Origin of the sequence: Nordella sp. HKS 07, from assembly GCF_011046735.1 — a bacterium.
GTDB lineage: Bacteria > Pseudomonadota > Alphaproteobacteria > Rhizobiales > Aestuariivirgaceae > Taklimakanibacter.
The window spans coordinates 2786498-2803142 of sequence record NZ_CP049258.1 but is presented as its reverse complement, the minus strand read 5'-3'; the positions used below and the strand labels follow the sequence as shown (position 1 = coordinate 2803142).

The following is a 16645-nucleotide window of genomic DNA, read 5'->3' as shown; positions in this document are numbered from 1 at the left end:
TTGTATGAATGCCTTCACCACCCGGCCCGAAATCCTCGGCACTTTCGGCGTCGTCGCCTCGACCCATTGGATCGCTTCGGCGGTCGGCATGAGCATGCTCGAAAAGGGCGGCAATGCCTTCGACGCCGCGGTGGCGGCAGGCTTCGTGCTGCAGGTGGTCGAGCCGCATCTCGTCGGGCCGGGGGGCGATCTGCCGGCGATCGTCTACTCTAAGAAGAAGGACAGGATCGAGGTCATCTGCGCGCAAGGTCCAGCACCGGCGGGCGCCACGATCGAGCATTACCGGGCCCAGGGCCTCGCCAAGATCCCGGGCGACGGCCTGCTCGCCACCGTCATTCCCGGCGCCTTCGACGGCTGGATGCTGATGCTGCGCGATTACGGCCGGCTCTCGCTGCGCGACGTGCTCGAGCCCGCGATCCACTATGCCGATGACGGGCATCCCGTATTGGCGCGCGTCGCCGACACGATCGCCAATCTCGCCGACTTCTTCGCCCGCGAATGGCCGACATCGCACCAGACATGGCTGCCGGGTGGTGCGGTGCCCAAGCCACGCGCGATTTTCCGCAACCCGGCTCTGGCGCAGACATGGCGCCGCGTCCTTGCCGAAGCCGAGGCGAAGCGCGGCCGCGAGGCGCAGATCGAGGCGGCGCGCGACGCCTTCTATCGCGGCTTCGTCGCCGAGGCCATCCAGGACTATCTCGACACGGCCGAGGTGATGGATGAGAGCGGCCGGAGGCACAAGGGCGTGCTCACCGCCGCCGACATGGCGCGCTGGACGGCGACGGTCGAGGCACCGCTGACCTATGATTATCACGGCTGGACGGTCGCCAAGACCGGTCCGTGGGGACAGGGTCCGGTCTTCCTGCAGACCCTGGCGCTCCTCAAGGACTTCGATCTGGCCGGGATGGATCCTGCTGGCACGGAATTCGTCCATACGGTGACCGAGGCGATGAAGCTCGCTTTCGCTGACCGCGAGGCCTATTACGGCGATCCCGAATTCTGCGCCGTGCCGCTCGATCATCTGCTGTCCGATAGCTATGCGGCCGAGCGCCGGCAGCTGATCGGCAGGCAGGCCTCGCTCGATCTCCTGCCCGGCGCCGTTCCCGGTTTCGACGCACAAGTGCAACACATGCTGGCGATGCTGGCCGCGGATACAAGCGGCGCAGTCTACGAGCCGACCATGGCGCATCTCGCCAAGAAGCGCGGCGACACCGTCCATATCGATGTCATCGACCGGGAAGGCAATATGGTGTCGGCGACGCCGTCGGGCGGCTGGCTGCAATCCTCGCCGATCATCCCCGGCCTCGGCTTCTGTCTCAATTCACGCGCCCAGATGTTCTGGCTGGAGCCCGGCCTGCCGAGTTCGCTCGAGCCCGGCAAGCGGCCGCGCACCACCTTGACCCCGTCGCTGGCGCTGCATGAAGGCCGGCCGACGCTGGCTTTCGGCACGCCCGGCGGCGATCAGCAGGAGCAGTGGCAGCTGGCCTTCTTCCTGCGCCATGTGCATCATGGCCGCAATCTGCAGGAAGCCATCGACCTGCCGCTGTTCCATACCGCGCATTTCCCCGCCTCGTTCCATCCGCGCACGCGCGATCCCGGCAGCCTGATCGCGGAAGCAAATTTCGCGCCTCAGGTGCTTGACGAGCTCCGCTGCCGCGGCCACCGGCTGACCGTCGCCGAACCGTGGACAATCGGGCGCATGACGGCGGCGCGCCGCGACGCGGACGGGCTCTTACGCGCTGGAGCGACTCCGCGCCTCATGCAGGCCTATGCGGTCGGGAGATAGAGATGGGCACCTCCGCCGTCTCCCGTAACCCGGCAAGCGGCCGCCCCGCCGCCGATGCGGCGCCGGTGCTGTCGGTCCGCGATCTGTCGGTATCCTTCCAGGTCGACAATCGGTGGTCGACGGTGGTCCGCAACGTGTCTTTCGATGTGCGCCCTGGCGAAACGCTGGCGATCGTCGGCGAATCGGGCTCGGGCAAGAGCGTCACCGCGCTCGCCGTCATGCGGCTCCTGGCCCGGGGCGCCACCCGCGTCACCGGCAGCGTCAGGCTGAACGGCAAGGACATCCTCGCGCTACCCGAGAAAGACATGCGGCAGGTGCGCGGCAACGACGCCGCCATGATCTTCCAGGAGCCGATGACGAGCCTCAATCCGATCTTCACCATCGGCCGGCAGATCTCCGAAGCCCTCACCTGCCACCGTGACATGGCGCAGGCGGAGGCGCGGGCCGAGACGGTGCGGCTGCTCGAGAAGGTGCGTATTCCCAATGCCGCGGCGCGCTTCGATGACTATCCCCACCAGTTTTCCGGCGGCATGCGCCAGCGCGTGATGATCGCCATGGCGCTGGCGAGCCGTCCGCGCCTCCTTATCGCCGATGAGCCGACCACCGCACTCGACGTCACCATCCAGGGGCAGATCCTCGACCTCATCAAGCTCCTGCAGCAGGAAGAGGGCATGGCGGTCCTCTTCATCACCCATGACATGGGCGTCGTTGCCGAGATCGCCGACCGGACCGCCGTCATGTATCGCGGCGAAATGGTGGAGCAGGGTCCGACCGGCGACATCTTCGCCAGAAGCAAGGAACCCTATACGCGGGCCCTGCTCGACGCGGTGCCGCGGCTCGGCTCGATGACTGCGCATCGCAACCCGCTCAGATTTCCGGTGGTGGACCAGGTGACTGGGTTCCGCGAGGAGGCGCTCGAGGAACGCGACACGGTGCGGCGCCACGCCGAACCGATCCTTGCGGTGAAGAATCTCGTCACCCGCTTCGACATCCGCGGCGGCCTCTTCGGCCGCAAGATAGGCGCCATCCATGCGGTGGAGAACGTGTCCTTCGATCTTTTCCAGGGCGAGACCCTGGCGCTTGTCGGTGAGTCCGGCTGTGGCAAGTCGACGACCGGCCGCTCCATCATGCGGCTGGCGCAGCCCAAGAGCGGCGACATCAGGCTTGGCGATTTCGACGTATTGCGGCTGAAGGCGGACGAGCTGCGCCGGATGCGGCGCAGCATCCAGATGGTGTTTCAGGATCCCTATGCGAGCCTCAATCCGCGCATGACGATCGGCGCCACGGTGGCGGAGCCCATCATCGAGCACGGTCTCGCGAGGCGCGCTCAGGCGCGTGAGCGGGCAGCCGAGCTTCTGAGGCAGGTGGGGCTCGACCCCGACATGATGTCGCGTTATCCGCATGAATTCTCGGGCGGTCAGCGCCAGCGCATCTGCATCGCCCGCGCCCTGGCGCTGGACCCCAAGGTCATTGTCGCGGATGAGAGCGTCTCGGCGCTCGATGTGTCGATCAAGGCGCAAGTGTGCAATCTGCTCATGGATCTGCAGCAGAAGCTCGGCATCTCGCTGCTGTTCATCTCGCACGACATGGCCGTGGTCGAGCGCCTATGTCACCGCGTCGCCGTGATGTATCTGGGCGAGATCGTCGAGATCGGTCCCAGACGCTCGGTATTCGGCAATCCCAGCCACGCTTATACGCGCAAGCTCATGGCCGCCGTGCCGGTGCCCGACCCGTCGCGGCGAAGGCTTCGCCGCAACGTCGCGGTCGATGAGATCAAGAGCCCCATGCGCCCGCTCGGCTACACGCCTCCGATGCGAAAATACCGCGTCGTCGACGAGGGACATTTCGTGCAGGTCTGAAGGGATGGGTAGTCTTCGCGTACACATATAATTCACCTCCCCCTTGTGGGAATGAGGGGCGTGCTTTCTGGTGCATGCGGATGATGTACTGCGCTGCATAACCGGCGTCGCTGCCGTTTATCAACGGCATGAGCTTGTTGAAGAGCGAAAAGAGGTATTAAACAGGTGGGCCGCGCATATTCAGTTCCTTGCCCTCAATCGGGGCGTTTCACGCTCCGCATGATTCCATTGGAGATACATCCAATCCAATATTGTGGATTGATGGCAGAGTTGACATTTGGCTAGGCCTACGCCTGCGACCCTGCCCCTGAAGGACTTCGCAACAAGAGGTTGAATTGTATCTATGATACTGATCACCGGGGCAACGGGGCAAGTCGGAGGCGCAGCATTGAATGCCCTTGTCGCGGCTAGTGCCGAGGTTCGCGTACTTGTGCGAAGGTCATCCGGATTCACCGGGTCCGAAGGTGTCGAGGTTATGCAGGGCAGCTTCGACGATGACAAGTCGCTCGCCAGAGCGCTCGAGGGCGTTTACGTCATGCTTCTGGCGGGCCGGGATAGCCCGGACTCGGTTTCACAGCATCAGCGCGTGCTCGCCCACGCCCGTCGTGCCGGGGTGCGGCACATAGTTAAGCTATCCGCTATCGGCGCATCCCCCGAGTCTCCAATAGCGTTGATGCGCGAGCATCACCAAATCGACGAAGAAATCCGAGAAAGTCCCGGAGACTGGACGCTCCTTAAGCCGCACCTCTATATGCAGAACCTGCTGCGCGCCGCAGATGCGGTTCGACGCGAAGGACGGCTTTCAGCTCCGATGGGGCGCGACCGTTTTCCCCTCGTCGACGCCAGCGATGTAGGCGCTGCCGCAGCGGTCATTCTCGTCAATCCCACCGCACACGCTGCCAAAGAGTATAAGCTGACCGGGCCTGTCACGTACAACTACGAACAGGTCGCGTCTGCGTTAGCCGCGGTTGCCGGCCATGCGATCGCGTATGAGCCAGTCGCGCCTGAAGATTTCGAAGCCCGTTTGCTCGCGATGGGGATTCCAACCTGGCGCGCGTTTGATCTGGCCCACATTGCGTCTGCGTACAGCGCCGCCGAGAATGCCATCTCGCCCGATCTTCCGATGCTCCTCGGCCGAAAGCCCAGGTCGCTCTACGAATTTATCGCAGATAACCAAAACGCCTTTTCCTCCTGATCCGGCCCACTGCCCCAAGGATTAGCAATCCGGGGGTCAATTCCTGGCACCAAGGCGACATCCCAGCTATCAAATGCGATGCCCGGTTTTGAGGGGAAAGCTGCCGTGCAGCGGAAATGGTCATGAAGTCCGAGTCTGACCCCAAGCGGATATGCAGATTGGTTGAATGCTGCTTCCACCGTGATAATCTGGTAATACTCCTGAGTTCGGAGGATCATTGATTAGGGACGACTCGTTGGGGGCTAAATGATTGCTGATCAGTCAAGCCAGCTGCCATTGTTCCAGCCGTTCAGCAAGTCTGGCGCTGTGGTGCTTTTTCGCGATACGTGGCGTGCAGTCTTGCTCGGTTGGCGGGTTCTCGTGCCACTGTTGCTGATCCTAACGTTCATCCCGGTCATTCAATTTTCGATCGAGTTCGATCTTAGCCAAGGTTACGGCGAGATTGGGTCGTGGATCACAGTCTTCTTCGACTTCCTCCGCACATTCTGCAGTTGGCTCACTGCAGTCGCAGTAGTAGTTGCTACAGACGCTACGTCGGAGCGTCGCAGCGTGTCTCTATGGAAAGCCTATTCTACCGCCGCGCGTCGGTTCTGGCCCTACATTGTAACACTGGTCCTCGTAAACTTGATCGCGCTGGAAGGAAGCGTCTTGCTCGTAGTTCCCGGCTTACTCCTCGCCCTTGCACTTTATCCAGCAATCTATGCGACCATCATCGAGGGACTGAGGCCTCGCGAAGCGCTTGCCCGAAGTCATTTTCTGACGAACGGACAGAAAGGATCGATTCTAGGTAGTGTCGTTCTCTTCTGGATTTTCTGTTTGGCACTGCTCTGGATTCCATTGATCGTCGTCGTGGGGTATCCGGACTGGCGGTGGATTGAGTTGCCGCCCGTTAACGTCATTTGGGGACCAGGCAGCGACTCGCTTGATCCAGATTGGTTTCCCTATGTGATGGTTCCAGGGGAGGCGATTTGGACTCTACTTTTCAGCGTGTTCATGGTTCTAGTCTTCAAGAGCTTGCGGGCTGAGCGTGGCGAGGGTATCACGTCTATACCGCTCTGGCCCGCAGCTGTTTTCATTGCGATCGGCGTTGCGCTTTCATTTTTGTCGTTGCTACGTTTTGTCGAGACGAAAACATTCGTGGAACGGGCGGTTCCAGCCACGGGTACTCTGATAGCCCCGACGGCCACCAGTTATTGGGGTGGTGCCATAACTTTGCAAAGTGCGTTACGGCAGAGTTCAGCACACCCGACGGAATCAAGCACCAACTGCATACGATGTTCTCCCAGGAGGGCGTGACCGACAAGCCACTTGGTTCACCGATCCCGGTGCTGTTCAACCCCGCTGATCCCTCTGACGCTCGGATCGAGAGCTGGTTTTTTGTGTGGGGTGTTCTTGCAGTGAAATGCGTACTTGGCATCGGCCTATTTCTCGTTGGCATGGCACAGTGGATGTACTTACGCCGTACCGTCGCAACGACCCCGTCGGCGAGAGGCCTGCACGGGACCATGTCTCAATGATGCCGGCACGGCCAAGCAACCTCACTTCCAGTATTGACTCAAAAAGACGCACAACCGACGCAGATCACTCGCCAAGAGAGACAGGGGATAGAGCGGCCGCTCCTGGCCCTAAGGCGACATCCCAGCTACCAAATGCGATGCCCGGTTTTGGGGGGAAAGCTTCCCTGCAGCAAACATGGTCATGAAGTCCAAATCTGACCCATTCCAGAAGTCCAGGTTGATAGACTCTCCAGCAGCCTGGGCATAAAATCTCCCGCCAACGGCATGCTTGGAAAGAGCGCCAAATGGCCGAAGAACCCGCTCAACGCCGCCTTGCCGCTATTCTTGCGGCCGATGTGGCCGGCTATAGCCGCTTGATGGGTGCCAATGAGGACAGGACGCTGGCTGGGCTGAAGGCATACCGGCGCGACCTCATCGACCCGAAGATAAGCGAGCATCGGGGACGAATCGTGAAGACTACGGGCGACGGTCTGCTGGTAGAGTTCGCGAGCGTTATCGACGCACTCCGATGTGCGGTCGAGGTCCAGCGCAGCATGGCTCAGCGCAATGGTGACGTGCCGCCGGAACAGCGGATCGAGTTCCGCATCGGCCTCAATGTCGGCGACATCATCGCCGAGGCCGACGACATCTATGGCGACGGGGTCAATGTAGCGGCGCGGCTAGAGGGGCTTGCCGAGCCCGGTGGGATATGCGTATCTGGCCGTGTCCAGGAGGATGCGCGCGGCAAGGTTGATCTCGCCTTCGATGATATCGGCGAGCAGCGGCTCAAGAACATCGCCTGGCCCGTGCGGGTCTATCGTGTGCAACTCGGCGTGGAAGAAGCAGCGGTACGGCATACTCGATCGCTCTCCGACAAACCGTCAATCGCCGTGCTGCCGTTCACAAACATGAGCGGCGACGCTGAACAGGAGTTCTTCGCCGATGGCCTCACCGAGGACATCATCACGGCGCTATCGCGCATAAGCGGCCTGTGGGTGATCGCGCGCACCTCCACTTTCACCTACAAAGGTAAGCCTGTGGATGTGGAGCGGGTCGCGCGTGAACTCAGCGTGAGCTATGTGATGGAGGGCAGCGTGCGCCGGGCGGGCGGTCGCTTGCGGGTGACGGCGCAACTCGTCGATGCCACGAGCGGACGGCATGTCTGGGCCGAGCGCTACGATCGCGCGTTGGCAGATCTCTTCGACATCCAGGACGATATTACTCGTAGCATCGCCGCTTCGACCCAAACGCAGGTCACTTTGGCGGAGGGCGTGGCAGCCGGGTCGAGGGCCTCGACCAACCACAAGGCAATTGATCTTATAGCACGGGCCTGGGCTCGGTGTTACGGCCAGACTGCCGAAGCAGCCGCAGAAGCATCGAGCCTCGTCGAGGAGGCTATTGGCATCGATCCGTCGAATCCGGTAGCCCACCGAGTGCGAGCGGCAATATTCTTCGACCGCATATGGTCGGAAGATATTTCCCCCGACGCTACGAACATGGCTCGGGCTGCGGCGCTGGCGAGAACCGCCCTGCGCCTAGGCCCCGGTGACGAGTACGCCCATTTGGTTATGGCGTGGGCATGGGCCTATTGCGAGGGTCGCATGGAAGAGGCCATTGCAGAATGCGAGCGGGGGCTGGAGATCAATCCTAGCTGTTCCATTCTCTATGGAAATATAGGGGCCTACCTTGCAGCCCTGGGGCGCCCGCAAGAGGCCATCGAGGCGTGCCAGTTGTCTCTGAAGTTAAATCCCCGCGACCCATCGAATTTCTGGCGCCATTATGCCATCGCGACTGCGCATTTCGTGGCGGGGGACTATGAGGCGTCCCTAAAGGAGAGCAAGAGGATTGCTCGGTCGCGACTGCACTTGCCGAGCGCCATTATTTGGGCAGCATCGGCTGCGGCTTTGAGCGAAACCCAAGAAGTACAAACAGCCGTGGCTGACTGCCTTGCTCAACGACCCAACCTAAGGACCGACAGCGTAGTGCCGGGCATGTTGCGCTTCACACGCGAGGAGGACCACCAACGGCTGCTGGCGCTGCTTCGCAAGGCGGGGCTGCCAGAGTAAACTTCCACGAAGCTACGACGCTGCCACCGAGTCAGCTTATGGCCCTACGCGACCTCCCGGCTATCAGTTTCGGTGCCCGGTCTTGAGGGGAAAGTTGCCGTATGGCGGATATGGCCATAAGCCCGAATCTGACCCAAAGCGGTCGTCGGGCTGCTCGGGTCAATTGACCTCAACCTTACTGGTCAGCTCCGTTAATACCCATCTTGCCTTCTAGCGATATCGGACATCCTTGCAGTTGTTCGTAACCGCGAATGCGGCGGGCACTCGCTCCTGTTTCCAAATCGAACGTCCGGCGCGTCGAGGTGTAATGGCGAATGAACGGTTTCGGTCTTCCAGGTAGCGAGTGATCGCGGCCTGGGCGTCGCCCACAGTGGCATAGTCGCTATTGTGGATGACTGCTCGAGCCATTCCACTGAATACTGACTCAATCACGTTAAGAAATTGCGCCTGGGCCGGTAATGGCAATATCTCGATGAGGGGTGCCCCGTCATGCGCTGCCCAACCGTTTAGGAATTCGACGTGCTCCAGGAGGTGCTCAGACGAGTGCCAGGGCGCGGCATCCCACGAAAGGTAAATGCGACGATAGCCTTTGTACTGACGCCTCAACAGGTCAATCAGTTTGCACGTCTCCGTGCTGTTCTTTCGACCAGAATAGAAATGGATGACTTGATTATGCGACAGTTCTAGCGCAGCCGTCACAGTGATTGAGCCCTTTGACTTTTGCCATTGGGGTAGATGACGTACCTTGCCGCGCGGCTGAAGCGCTTTGCCACCGCGCATCTTTACGGCAAAAGGCCCGAATTCGTCGATCGAGAAGAACGCCTCGTCGTTCTTTAGTTCTGAAAGCACCTTCTTTATTGCGTCCACCTTCTCGCGATAGAGAGGATCAGAGCTGGTCAACGTGATGCGTGCCTTCTTCCACTGATATCCCGCCTTTTTAATCACCGCGCTGAGATTGTTCGACGTTGTTATCACTCCCTGCGCCTTCAGAGCAGAGTGGAGATCGGCTAGTCGCCAAGTCGTCCGGTTGAAGCCGCTATCACGAGGTGGCGTGTGCAGCAGCGCGAAAACAGCATCGTTCAGAGGCTTGCCGGGTTGCAAATTGCGGCGCGCGATCCGATGCGGCCGAGAACTTCGATCGTCAAGGCCACCTGGACCCTCGACACAAAACCGCGCGATCCACTTGAGGACAGTCTTGGTGCTAACTCGGAAATCCCGCGCCACCGATGTGGTCTTCTGACCATCCAAGACCCTGGAAACGATAAGACAGCGGCAGTGAGGGCAAGTTTGAGCATTGGCGTGCAGCTTCATGACACGATCCTTTCGGATGGAAGATGACCAATTTTATCCCTAGGGGAATACAGGTCCATGGACAGCCGCACTTCCGGAAGTGGTCCGTGGTGTCACTTTACTGTGCTGTAGAATTTAGTTGCTGTCAGGGCACAACTGACATGGGCCGAACTTGCCGCTGGCTTGACCCGGTAGCGAATGATCCCAAGGCGACGTCCCAGCCACCTAATGGAATAGCAGACCGGCCCGTCCATCACCATGATCAGCCGAATCTGACCCGACTCGGATATTGCCATCAATTACCGATCGACGACTTGCCTTGGAGTTGCCCTTGGTTCGGTCTGTTCTTTGGCGTAGCATTCAGCTGGGTCGGATCGGCCCGCCTGAGGGAGGCACGGACTTGGAACGTCGGTTAGCCGCCATCCTCGCCGCCGATGTTGTGGGCTACAGCCGGCTCATGGGCGAGGATGAGGCTGGGACGCTGGCCGCGGTCAAGGCGCTGCGGGCCGAGTTAGTCGGCCCCAAGATAGCCGAGCACCGCGGCCGCATCTTCAAGACCACCGGCGACGGCGTACTTGCTGAGTTTCCGAGCGTGGTGAATGCGGTAGCATGCGCGGTCGAAATCCAGCGGGGCGGCAAGACGCGCAATGCCGATGTGCCCGATGATCGTGCGATTCTGCTTCGTATCGGAATAAGCCTTGGTGACGTGGTAATCGAGGGTGATGATATATTTGGAGACGGGGTGAATGTCGCAGCGAGGCTAGAGGGCATTGCGTTGCCTGGTTGCGTAGCCGTATCCGGAGTTGTCCGTGAGCAGGTCGGCAACCGATTGGAGCTCCAGTTCGAAGATATAGGCGAAAAGGAACTCAAGAATATACAGCGTGCGATCCGGGTGTTCAGAATCCTGCCCGATACCCATCGAAGCGAGGCACCAAAGCTCGCACTTCCTAGCAAACCGTCGATCGCCGTTCTTCCCTTTATTAATATGAGCACCGACCCCGAGCATGAATCTTTCGTAGACGGGTTGACTGAGGACTTGATTACCGATCTTTCTCGGAATGATGACCTGTTCGTCATCGCTCGAAATTCGACCTTTGCCTACAAGGGTAGGTCGGTGGATGTGCGCCGGATCGCAAGCGAATTGGGCGTTCGCTATCTTCTGGAGGGTAGTGCGCGGCGATCAGCGGGACGAGTGCGCGTTAATGTTCAGCTTATCGATGCAACTGGCGGCGGGCATTTGTGGGCTGAGCGCTTTGATCGCAGTCTCGAGGATGTCTTTGCGGTTCAGGACGAGGTCACCTCTAAGATTATCCAAGCGCTGATCGGCCGGTTGAAGGAACAACCTGTCCGCAACAGACCTGCAAATATGCAGGCTTATGATCTTTGCGTGCGCGCCCGCGGCTTGAGCATACAGACCGCGCTCGCATGCCGCGAAGCAACCTTTCTTATGCAACGCGCGATTGCGATCGATCCGGAGTATGCTGAGGCCCATCGTTGGTTGGCGCTTAATTTGTGGTTGAGCTGGGAGTTCTGGGACGAACCGATGGACCCCAATCGGGTAAAGGCCGTCGAGGAAGCACGGCGCGCGGTAGCGCTCGATCCTAACGACGCTGGGAACCGCTGGGTGCTAGCTGTCATTCTTGGGCATGATCTCCAGTGGGAAGAATCAGACGCTGAGTTTGACGCCGCCTTCGCCATAGATTCGAACAACGCTGATGCGTGGGCGATGCGCTCCGATCTGCTAACTGGGAGCGGTCGGCCGGCTGACGCGATTGAGCATGTTCAAAAGGGGCTCAGGCTCAACCCGCATCCCCCTGGTTGGTACTATTGGCTATTGGGGCAGGCCCAATATGCGCTTCGTGACTACGAAACCGCTGTTCAGACATTTCGCAGGCCCGAAACCTATCGAACGACTTCCCGCCGTATGCTCGCCGCTAGCCTAGCGCAACTTGGGCGCCTCGAAGAGGCGCACCAAGAGGCAGAACTGTTTATGATGAGCAATCCGCATTTCACGATTCGATACTGGGCTGAAACCCAGCCCTTCCGCGACGGTTCGACCCTCGAGCGGTTTGTCGAGGGCTATCGCAAAGCGGGGCTGCCCGAATGACCGCCAACGGCCTGGGAATCAGAATAACTTCTCTCAATCCCACTTCGGCGCCCAACCCAGGGGCGAGACCAGGCGGCGATTCTGTTGCGACGCCTGCGAGAGTCTCGCCATGTCGGCGGGCGACAGTTCGAAATCGAGAACCCGCATGTTGCTCCTGGCATTCTCGCGCCTGGTCGTCATCGGCACCGCCACCACGCCCTGCTGGATGATCCAGCGCAGGGCGATCTCCGAGGGCGGCCGCTTGAGGCGGGTCGCCACTTCGAGGACCACCGGATCCTTCAGCACCGCGCCCCGGCCCAAGGGACTATAGGCCGACAGCACCATGCCGAGCTTTTCCGCCTCGGCCTTCACCTGCGACTGGTCGAGCAAGGGATGGAATTCGACCTGGTTGTTGACGAGCTTATGCGAGGCGCGTTTCGCCGCCCGCTTCATGAGTGCTATGGTGAAGTTGCTGACGCCGATCTGACGCGCGAGCCCTGAGGCCTGGGCGGCGCAGAGCGCATCGATGGCCTGGTCGAAATCGGCTTCCGCCGGCGGCCAGTGGATGAGCAGGAGATCGACCTGCTCGACACCCAGCTTGTCAAGGCTCTCCTCGACCGAATGCGTGAAATGGCGGCGGTCCAGATTGTCGCGCGCGACTTTCGTCACCAGGAATATCTCGTCGCGTTTGAGGCCGGATCTGGCGACCGCCTGACCGACATCCTTCTCATTGTCATAGAGCTGGGCCGTGTCGATATGACGAATGCCGAGATCGAGCGCCATGGCGACGCCGTCGCGGCATTCCGCGCCGGTCAGCGGGTAAGTGCCATATCCCAGAAAAGGGATGCCATTGGCCGTGTTCATGGCCCGTCTCCCTGAAGCTACTTTTTCCTATCGGCACATTAATCGACCGATTTCCATTGAGCCAGACAATTTACGCCCGGCGCCAGATCCGAAGCCCCCAATACGACCGATGCGCCACCTTCGTTTGCGGCCATCTCGCGCTTCGCTTGCGCCCAAGCCGTCCAGCACCGGGTCCGATAGATATCGCCCGCGAATTCGAAAACTCGAAGCCTCGCTTGAGAAGATGGAGACGGAAATGCGTTTGATAGGACTGGTCGCCGCCATGAGCGCGACATGTCTCGCGCCACAGGTTGCGGAAGCGGCTTCGGTGTCGAAGAAGATCGAGATCACGGCCGCGCCCGCCAAGGTCTGGGCGGCGATCGGCGAATTCTGCGACATCGGGTCGTGGCTTCCGATCGTCGCGAAGTGTGAGATGACCGAAACGGACGGCAAGAAGTTCCGCACCCTGACCACGGGCGACGGTGGCGTGCTGGTCGAGTCGCTGGAGCGCTGGGACGATGCCGGAATGTCCTACACATACCGCATCCGCTCGAGCCCGCTGCCGATCGAGAACTACATCGCCACCATCAAGGTGTCGGGCGCGGGTGGAACCAGCACCGTCGAATGGTCGTCGAGCTTCGATCCCAAGGGCGCCCCGGAAGCCGACGTCGTGAAGACCATCACCGGCATCTATCAGGCCGGCTTCGCGGGATTGAAGAAGAAGCTTTAGCTCATCGCGCCCCGGCCGCCCGATGCCTCACGTCGGACGGCCTGGCGCCATAGGCACGGCGAAAACTGCGGACGAAATGAGACAGGTCTCCAAAGCCGGCATCGAATGCCGCCGCCGCGATGCCGCGGTGCGGGACATTGGGATTGGTCAGCAGGCGATGGGCGCGGGCAAGCCGCTCGCCGAGCACGAACCGGGTGAATGTCGTGCCCTCGCTCTCGAACAGCATCTGGATGTAGCGGGGCGTGACCCGCTGACGTGCCGCGAGCCTGCCAACCGATATGTCGCAGCCGCGATGAAGACTATCGGCAATGTCCGCCTTGATGGAACACAAACGCGCCGCGGCCAGGCCGCGCTGGCCGGCTTGATCGGCAATGTCGCGTTTCGCCCCGACCGCCAGAGCGATAAGATCATAGACATGAGCCACCACGGCGCGACCCAAAACGGGGTCGGCGAGAAGCTGATCGTTCTCCAGCACCGACAGATAGTCTTCGAGCAGCCGCAGAGCGTCGTTGCGCGGCACTGGATTTCGATGGGAAGCATCGATATCGCCCAGCAGCGGTTTCAGCGGGGCGCGCGGAAAATTAAGGGCCAGGACTCCCGCCCCCGACGAAAACAGGAATGTCCCGGCATCGGCACTCGACAGCAGGATGCTGTCGCCGGCGGCAACCGGGATCTCCCGATTGCGGCGCAACAGGACACCACCACCGGTTCGCACGAGCAGAACCAGATCGTCATGGCCATCGGCAATCGGTTCCCGCGACCTTCCCGCCTGGAAGGGCGAATGCGGCCCTGAGACGATGCCGAGGCCGGGCACTATCCGCAGTGTCAGATCGGCATGGAAAGGATGTCCCGGCACCGCCTCGACATCGAGCCGCATCACGTGCCCGAGCGCCTCACGCAAGACCCTGATGCGATCAGCCTCGGGCACGCCATTGGTCGAAAGCGAAAATGTGCCAAAACTAGTGCGGGCCATCCTTGGCATCGGGACAAATTCCCCGGCACTCAGCCCTTGGGCAAATAGGGTATCGTTCCGGCCACGTCGGTGTCGTCGATCAACTGGAAGCGGCTTTCGCTGCCTTTCTGGCGGGCGGCGAGGTGAGGGGCGTATTGCGGATCGGCGGCGAAGGCCTTGACTGCTTCCGGCGAGGGAAACGCGATGAGCGCGATGAGGCTGGTATCCAAAGGCCTGCCTTCCAGTGTCTTCACATTCCCGCTGCGGGCCAGATACCTGCCACCATGCTTGTGCACGAGATCATGCACCGACGCCGCATAGGCCGGCACCCAGCCCGCATCGGTCACCTTGATATCCGCTATCATATAAACCGTCATTGTCTTCATGCTCCTGCAATCGGTTGTCCGGGCACAGGATGCCCTGTGACCTGCCCCAAGCCTGGCAGAAGAGGGCCGGAACATTCCAGTCCAGGAAGCGTAACGGGCCGGTACAGTTTCCTTACTAGATGCGCGGCGGCCCAAGCGCCTATGGTTTTGCCACATCGCCCGGAAAGGCTGAAAACATGACCCATCCTGGATATAAGCAGTTCTGTCCCGTCGCCATGGCCGCCGAGCTCCTGTGCACGCGCTGGACCATGGTGCTGCTGCGCGAGCTGGTGGCCGGAACCACGCGCTTCAACGATCTCCGCCGCGGCGTGCCGAAGATGTCGCCGACGCTTTTATCGCAACGACTCAAGGAACTTGAGACCGCCGGCGTGATCGAGCGGAAGGCCCACCGGTCGGATCGGGGCGTGTTTGAATACCACATGACAGAGTCAGGCAAGGACCTCCGCTCGGTTGTCGAGGCGGTGGGATTCTGGGGACAGAAATGGGTCGAGGCGCGCCAGTCACTCAAGAATCTCGACCCGTCCTTGCTGATGTGGGACATGCGGCGCAATCTGAACCCCTCTCCGCTGCCCGACAGGCGGGCGGTGATACAATTTTTGTATGCGGAACTCCCGGCTTCGAAGCGGTTCTGGTGGCTGGTCGTCGAACCGGATGGCGAGGTGGATCTCTGCTGGTCCGACCCCGGATTCGATGTCGATCTGTATGTCGCAACGGACCTGCGCACGATGACGGCGATCTGGATGGGACATACGACGGTTGCGAGAGAGCGCGAGAAAGTCGTCCTGACCGGAGATCGCGATATCGCGAACAGCATGCAGACATGGCTCGGGCTCAGCCCGTTCGCGATCGAGCCTAAACGCGTTGCGGCGTAAGTCGTAATATCGAAGCATAATTCATCCCCCGATACGAATCGACAAATGAACTTGCCCCGGTTTATGTGTTGATTCGCAATCGCGCCGCTTGCATCCTGAGAGGCAGGCGGCCGCCGCGGTATGAGGGGATGATATGAAGCCGAATACAATTCTCTGTTGCGGCGAAGCGCTCACCGATTTCATCCCGCGTCTCACGCAGGAAGGCGCTCCCGCTTTCGAGCCCAAGGTCGGCGGCTCGGTCTTCAATACGGCGATCGCGCTCGGCCGGCTCGGCATCGCATCCGCTTTCCTCGGCGGCCTGTCCAGCGACTTCTTCGGCGATGAATTGCGCAAAGCGCTTTCAGCCAGCCATGTCGATATTTCACTCGCCCCCGTGTCCGAGCGCTACACGATCGCGGCCTTCGTCAAATTCGAGGACGGCCAGGCGCGTTATTCCTTCATCGATGAAGGCTCGGCCTGCCGGATGCTGGCGCCGGCAGATCTTCCGGTTCTTCCCGAGCCCGTCAGCGCGCTGCATCTCGGCTCCTTCCCCCTCGCCATCGAGCCCTGCGGCGAAGCCTTCGAGACGCTGTGCCGGCGCGAGCATCAAAGGCGCGTGATCCACTTCGATCCCAATATCCGCGCCAATCTCATCAAGGACCGTGCCAGCCACAGGGCCCGCGTCGAGGGCATCGTGGCGATGGCCGATATCATCAAGATGAGCGATGAAGATCTCGCCTGGATGGCTCCCGGAAGCAGTGCCGAAGCCTTCGCCAAAGATTGGCTGAAGCGCGGCGCCAAGCTGGTCGTCGTCACCCGCGGCAAGGACGGCGCGCTGGCGTTCACGTCAAGATTCGAATGCGGAATTCCCGGCGTCCAGGTGAAAGTGGCCGATACGATCGGGGCGGGTGACACGTTCACCGCCGGGCTTCTCGCCTGGCTCCACGGCGAAAACCTCCTGAACAAGCCTGCCATCGCGGCACTTGACCAGGAGCGCGTGGTCGCGGCATTGAAGTTCGCTGTAAAGGCGGCCGCGGTCACGGTGTCGCGGCCGGGCGCCGATCCGCCATGGGCTCACGAACTGGCCCACAAACTCGAAGGATAA

The 16645-nt window shown here is 60.9% G+C and carries 14 protein-coding genes; 10 read left to right on the top strand and 4 right to left on the bottom strand.

The features are described from left to right. The first annotated feature begins 4 nt into the window (after positions 1–4). From G5V57_RS13215 to G5V57_RS13195, 6 genes are all read left to right on the top strand, one after another. Positions 5–1786: a gamma-glutamyltransferase family protein gene (locus G5V57_RS13215; RefSeq protein WP_165167955.1), complete on the top strand. Its 1782-nt coding sequence runs from the start codon at positions 5–7 to the stop codon at positions 1784–1786. 2 nt (positions 1787–1788) lie between these two features. Beyond that, positions 1789–3645: an ABC transporter ATP-binding protein gene (locus G5V57_RS13210; protein ID WP_165167954.1), complete on the top strand. Its 1857-nt coding sequence runs from the start codon at positions 1789–1791 to the stop codon at positions 3643–3645. Between the two features lie 343 nt (positions 3646–3988). Next, positions 3989–4840, top strand: coding sequence for an SDR family oxidoreductase (locus tag G5V57_RS13205; RefSeq protein ID WP_165167953.1), 852 nt, complete (start codon positions 3989–3991; stop codon positions 4838–4840). Positions 4841–5086: 246 nt separating this feature from the next. Continuing rightward, positions 5087–6136 (top strand): hypothetical protein, encoded by a 1050-nt coding sequence (locus G5V57_RS13200; RefSeq protein ID WP_165167952.1) that lies wholly within the window; start codon positions 5087–5089, stop codon positions 6134–6136. Beyond that, entirely contained in the window at positions 6115–6357 is a 243-nt protein-coding gene (locus G5V57_RS35205; RefSeq protein WP_371744780.1) for a DUF3592 domain-containing protein, read from the top strand. The genes G5V57_RS13200 and G5V57_RS35205 overlap by 22 nt, the downstream gene beginning before the upstream one ends. A gap of 284 nt (positions 6358–6641) precedes the next feature. Beyond that, positions 6642–8402, top strand: a complete 1761-nt coding sequence (locus G5V57_RS13195) for an adenylate/guanylate cyclase domain-containing protein (RefSeq protein ID WP_165167951.1) — start codon at positions 6642–6644, stop codon at positions 8400–8402. Positions 8403–8612: 210 nt separating this feature from the next. Here G5V57_RS13195 and G5V57_RS13190 read toward each other — a convergent pair whose 3' ends face one another. Continuing rightward, positions 8613–9713, bottom strand: a complete 1101-nt coding sequence (locus G5V57_RS13190; RefSeq protein ID WP_165167950.1) for an IS630 family transposase — start codon at positions 9711–9713, stop codon at positions 8613–8615. Between the two features lie 436 nt (positions 9714–10149). On the opposite strand from G5V57_RS13190, the gene G5V57_RS13185 reads away from it, so the two are divergent. Further along, the gene (locus G5V57_RS13185) at positions 10150–11799 is read left to right on the top strand and encodes an adenylate/guanylate cyclase domain-containing protein (RefSeq protein WP_165174086.1); all 1650 of its coding nucleotides are present in this window, start codon (positions 10150–10152) and stop codon (positions 11797–11799) included. A 33-nt stretch (positions 11800–11832) separates the two neighbouring features. Here the strand turns inward: G5V57_RS13185 and G5V57_RS13180 are convergent, their stop codons facing one another. Further along, positions 11833–12642 (bottom strand): aldo/keto reductase, encoded by an 810-nt coding sequence (locus tag G5V57_RS13180; protein WP_165167949.1) that lies wholly within the window; start codon positions 12640–12642, stop codon positions 11833–11835. Positions 12643–12877: 235 nt separating this feature from the next. Here G5V57_RS13180 and G5V57_RS13175 point away from each other — a divergent pair, with 235 nt between their 5' ends. Then, complete coding sequence (locus tag G5V57_RS13175; protein WP_246737614.1) at positions 12878–13351, top strand: SRPBCC family protein; 474 nt, start codon at positions 12878–12880, stop codon at positions 13349–13351. A gap of 1 nt (position 13352) precedes the next feature. Here G5V57_RS13175 and G5V57_RS13170 read toward each other — a convergent pair whose 3' ends face one another. Together G5V57_RS13170 and G5V57_RS13165 are read right to left on the bottom strand one after the other, a co-directional pair. Then, positions 13353–14324 carry a helix-turn-helix domain-containing protein gene (locus G5V57_RS13170; RefSeq protein WP_165167947.1) on the bottom strand — a complete coding sequence of 324 codons (972 nt, stop codon included), beginning with the start codon at positions 14322–14324 and terminating at the stop codon, positions 13353–13355. A 29-nt stretch (positions 14325–14353) separates the two neighbouring features. Continuing rightward, positions 14354–14680 carry a DUF1330 domain-containing protein gene (locus G5V57_RS13165; RefSeq protein ID WP_165167946.1) on the bottom strand — a complete coding sequence of 109 codons (327 nt, stop codon included), beginning with the start codon at positions 14678–14680 and terminating at the stop codon, positions 14354–14356. Positions 14681–14865: 185 nt separating this feature from the next. On the opposite strand from G5V57_RS13165, the gene G5V57_RS13160 reads away from it, so the two are divergent. After that, a complete protein-coding gene (locus G5V57_RS13160) occupies positions 14866–15561 on the top strand; it encodes a helix-turn-helix domain-containing protein (protein ID WP_165174084.1) in 696 nt (231 codons plus the stop codon). A 133-nt stretch (positions 15562–15694) separates the two neighbouring features. Then, complete coding sequence (locus G5V57_RS13155; protein WP_165167945.1) at positions 15695–16645, top strand: carbohydrate kinase; 951 nt, start codon at positions 15695–15697, stop codon at positions 16643–16645.

Excerpts from the sequence above, each read along its gene's own strand:
- G5V57_RS13215 (WP_165167955.1), top strand. The coding sequence starts at position 5 with ATGAATGCCTTCACCACCCGGCCCGAAATCCTCGGCACTTTCGGCGTC.
- G5V57_RS13210 (WP_165167954.1), top strand. The coding sequence starts at position 1,789 with ATGGGCACCTCCGCCGTCTCCCGTAACCCGGCAAGCGGCCGCCCCGCC.
- G5V57_RS13205 (WP_165167953.1), top strand. The coding sequence starts at position 3,989 with ATGATACTGATCACCGGGGCAACGGGGCAAGTCGGAGGCGCAGCATTG.
- G5V57_RS13200 (WP_165167952.1), top strand. The coding sequence starts at position 5,087 with ATGATTGCTGATCAGTCAAGCCAGCTGCCATTGTTCCAGCCGTTCAGC.
- G5V57_RS35205 (WP_371744780.1), top strand. The coding sequence starts at position 6,115 with ATGTTCTCCCAGGAGGGCGTGACCGACAAGCCACTTGGTTCACCGATC.
- G5V57_RS13195 (WP_165167951.1), top strand. The coding sequence starts at position 6,642 with ATGGCCGAAGAACCCGCTCAACGCCGCCTTGCCGCTATTCTTGCGGCC.
- G5V57_RS13190 (WP_165167950.1), bottom strand. The coding sequence starts at position 9,713 with ATGAAGCTGCACGCCAATGCTCAAACTTGCCCTCACTGCCGCTGTCTT.
- G5V57_RS13185 (WP_165174086.1), top strand. The coding sequence starts at position 10,150 with ATGGGCGAGGATGAGGCTGGGACGCTGGCCGCGGTCAAGGCGCTGCGG.
- G5V57_RS13180 (WP_165167949.1), bottom strand. The coding sequence starts at position 12,642 with ATGAACACGGCCAATGGCATCCCTTTTCTGGGATATGGCACTTACCCG.
- G5V57_RS13175 (WP_246737614.1), top strand. The coding sequence starts at position 12,878 with ATGCGTTTGATAGGACTGGTCGCCGCCATGAGCGCGACATGTCTCGCG.
- G5V57_RS13170 (WP_165167947.1), bottom strand. The coding sequence starts at position 14,324 with ATGGCCCGCACTAGTTTTGGCACATTTTCGCTTTCGACCAATGGCGTG.
- G5V57_RS13165 (WP_165167946.1), bottom strand. The coding sequence starts at position 14,680 with ATGACGGTTTATATGATAGCGGATATCAAGGTGACCGATGCGGGCTGG.
- G5V57_RS13160 (WP_165174084.1), top strand. The coding sequence starts at position 14,866 with ATGACCCATCCTGGATATAAGCAGTTCTGTCCCGTCGCCATGGCCGCC.
- G5V57_RS13155 (WP_165167945.1), top strand. The coding sequence starts at position 15,695 with ATGAAGCCGAATACAATTCTCTGTTGCGGCGAAGCGCTCACCGATTTC.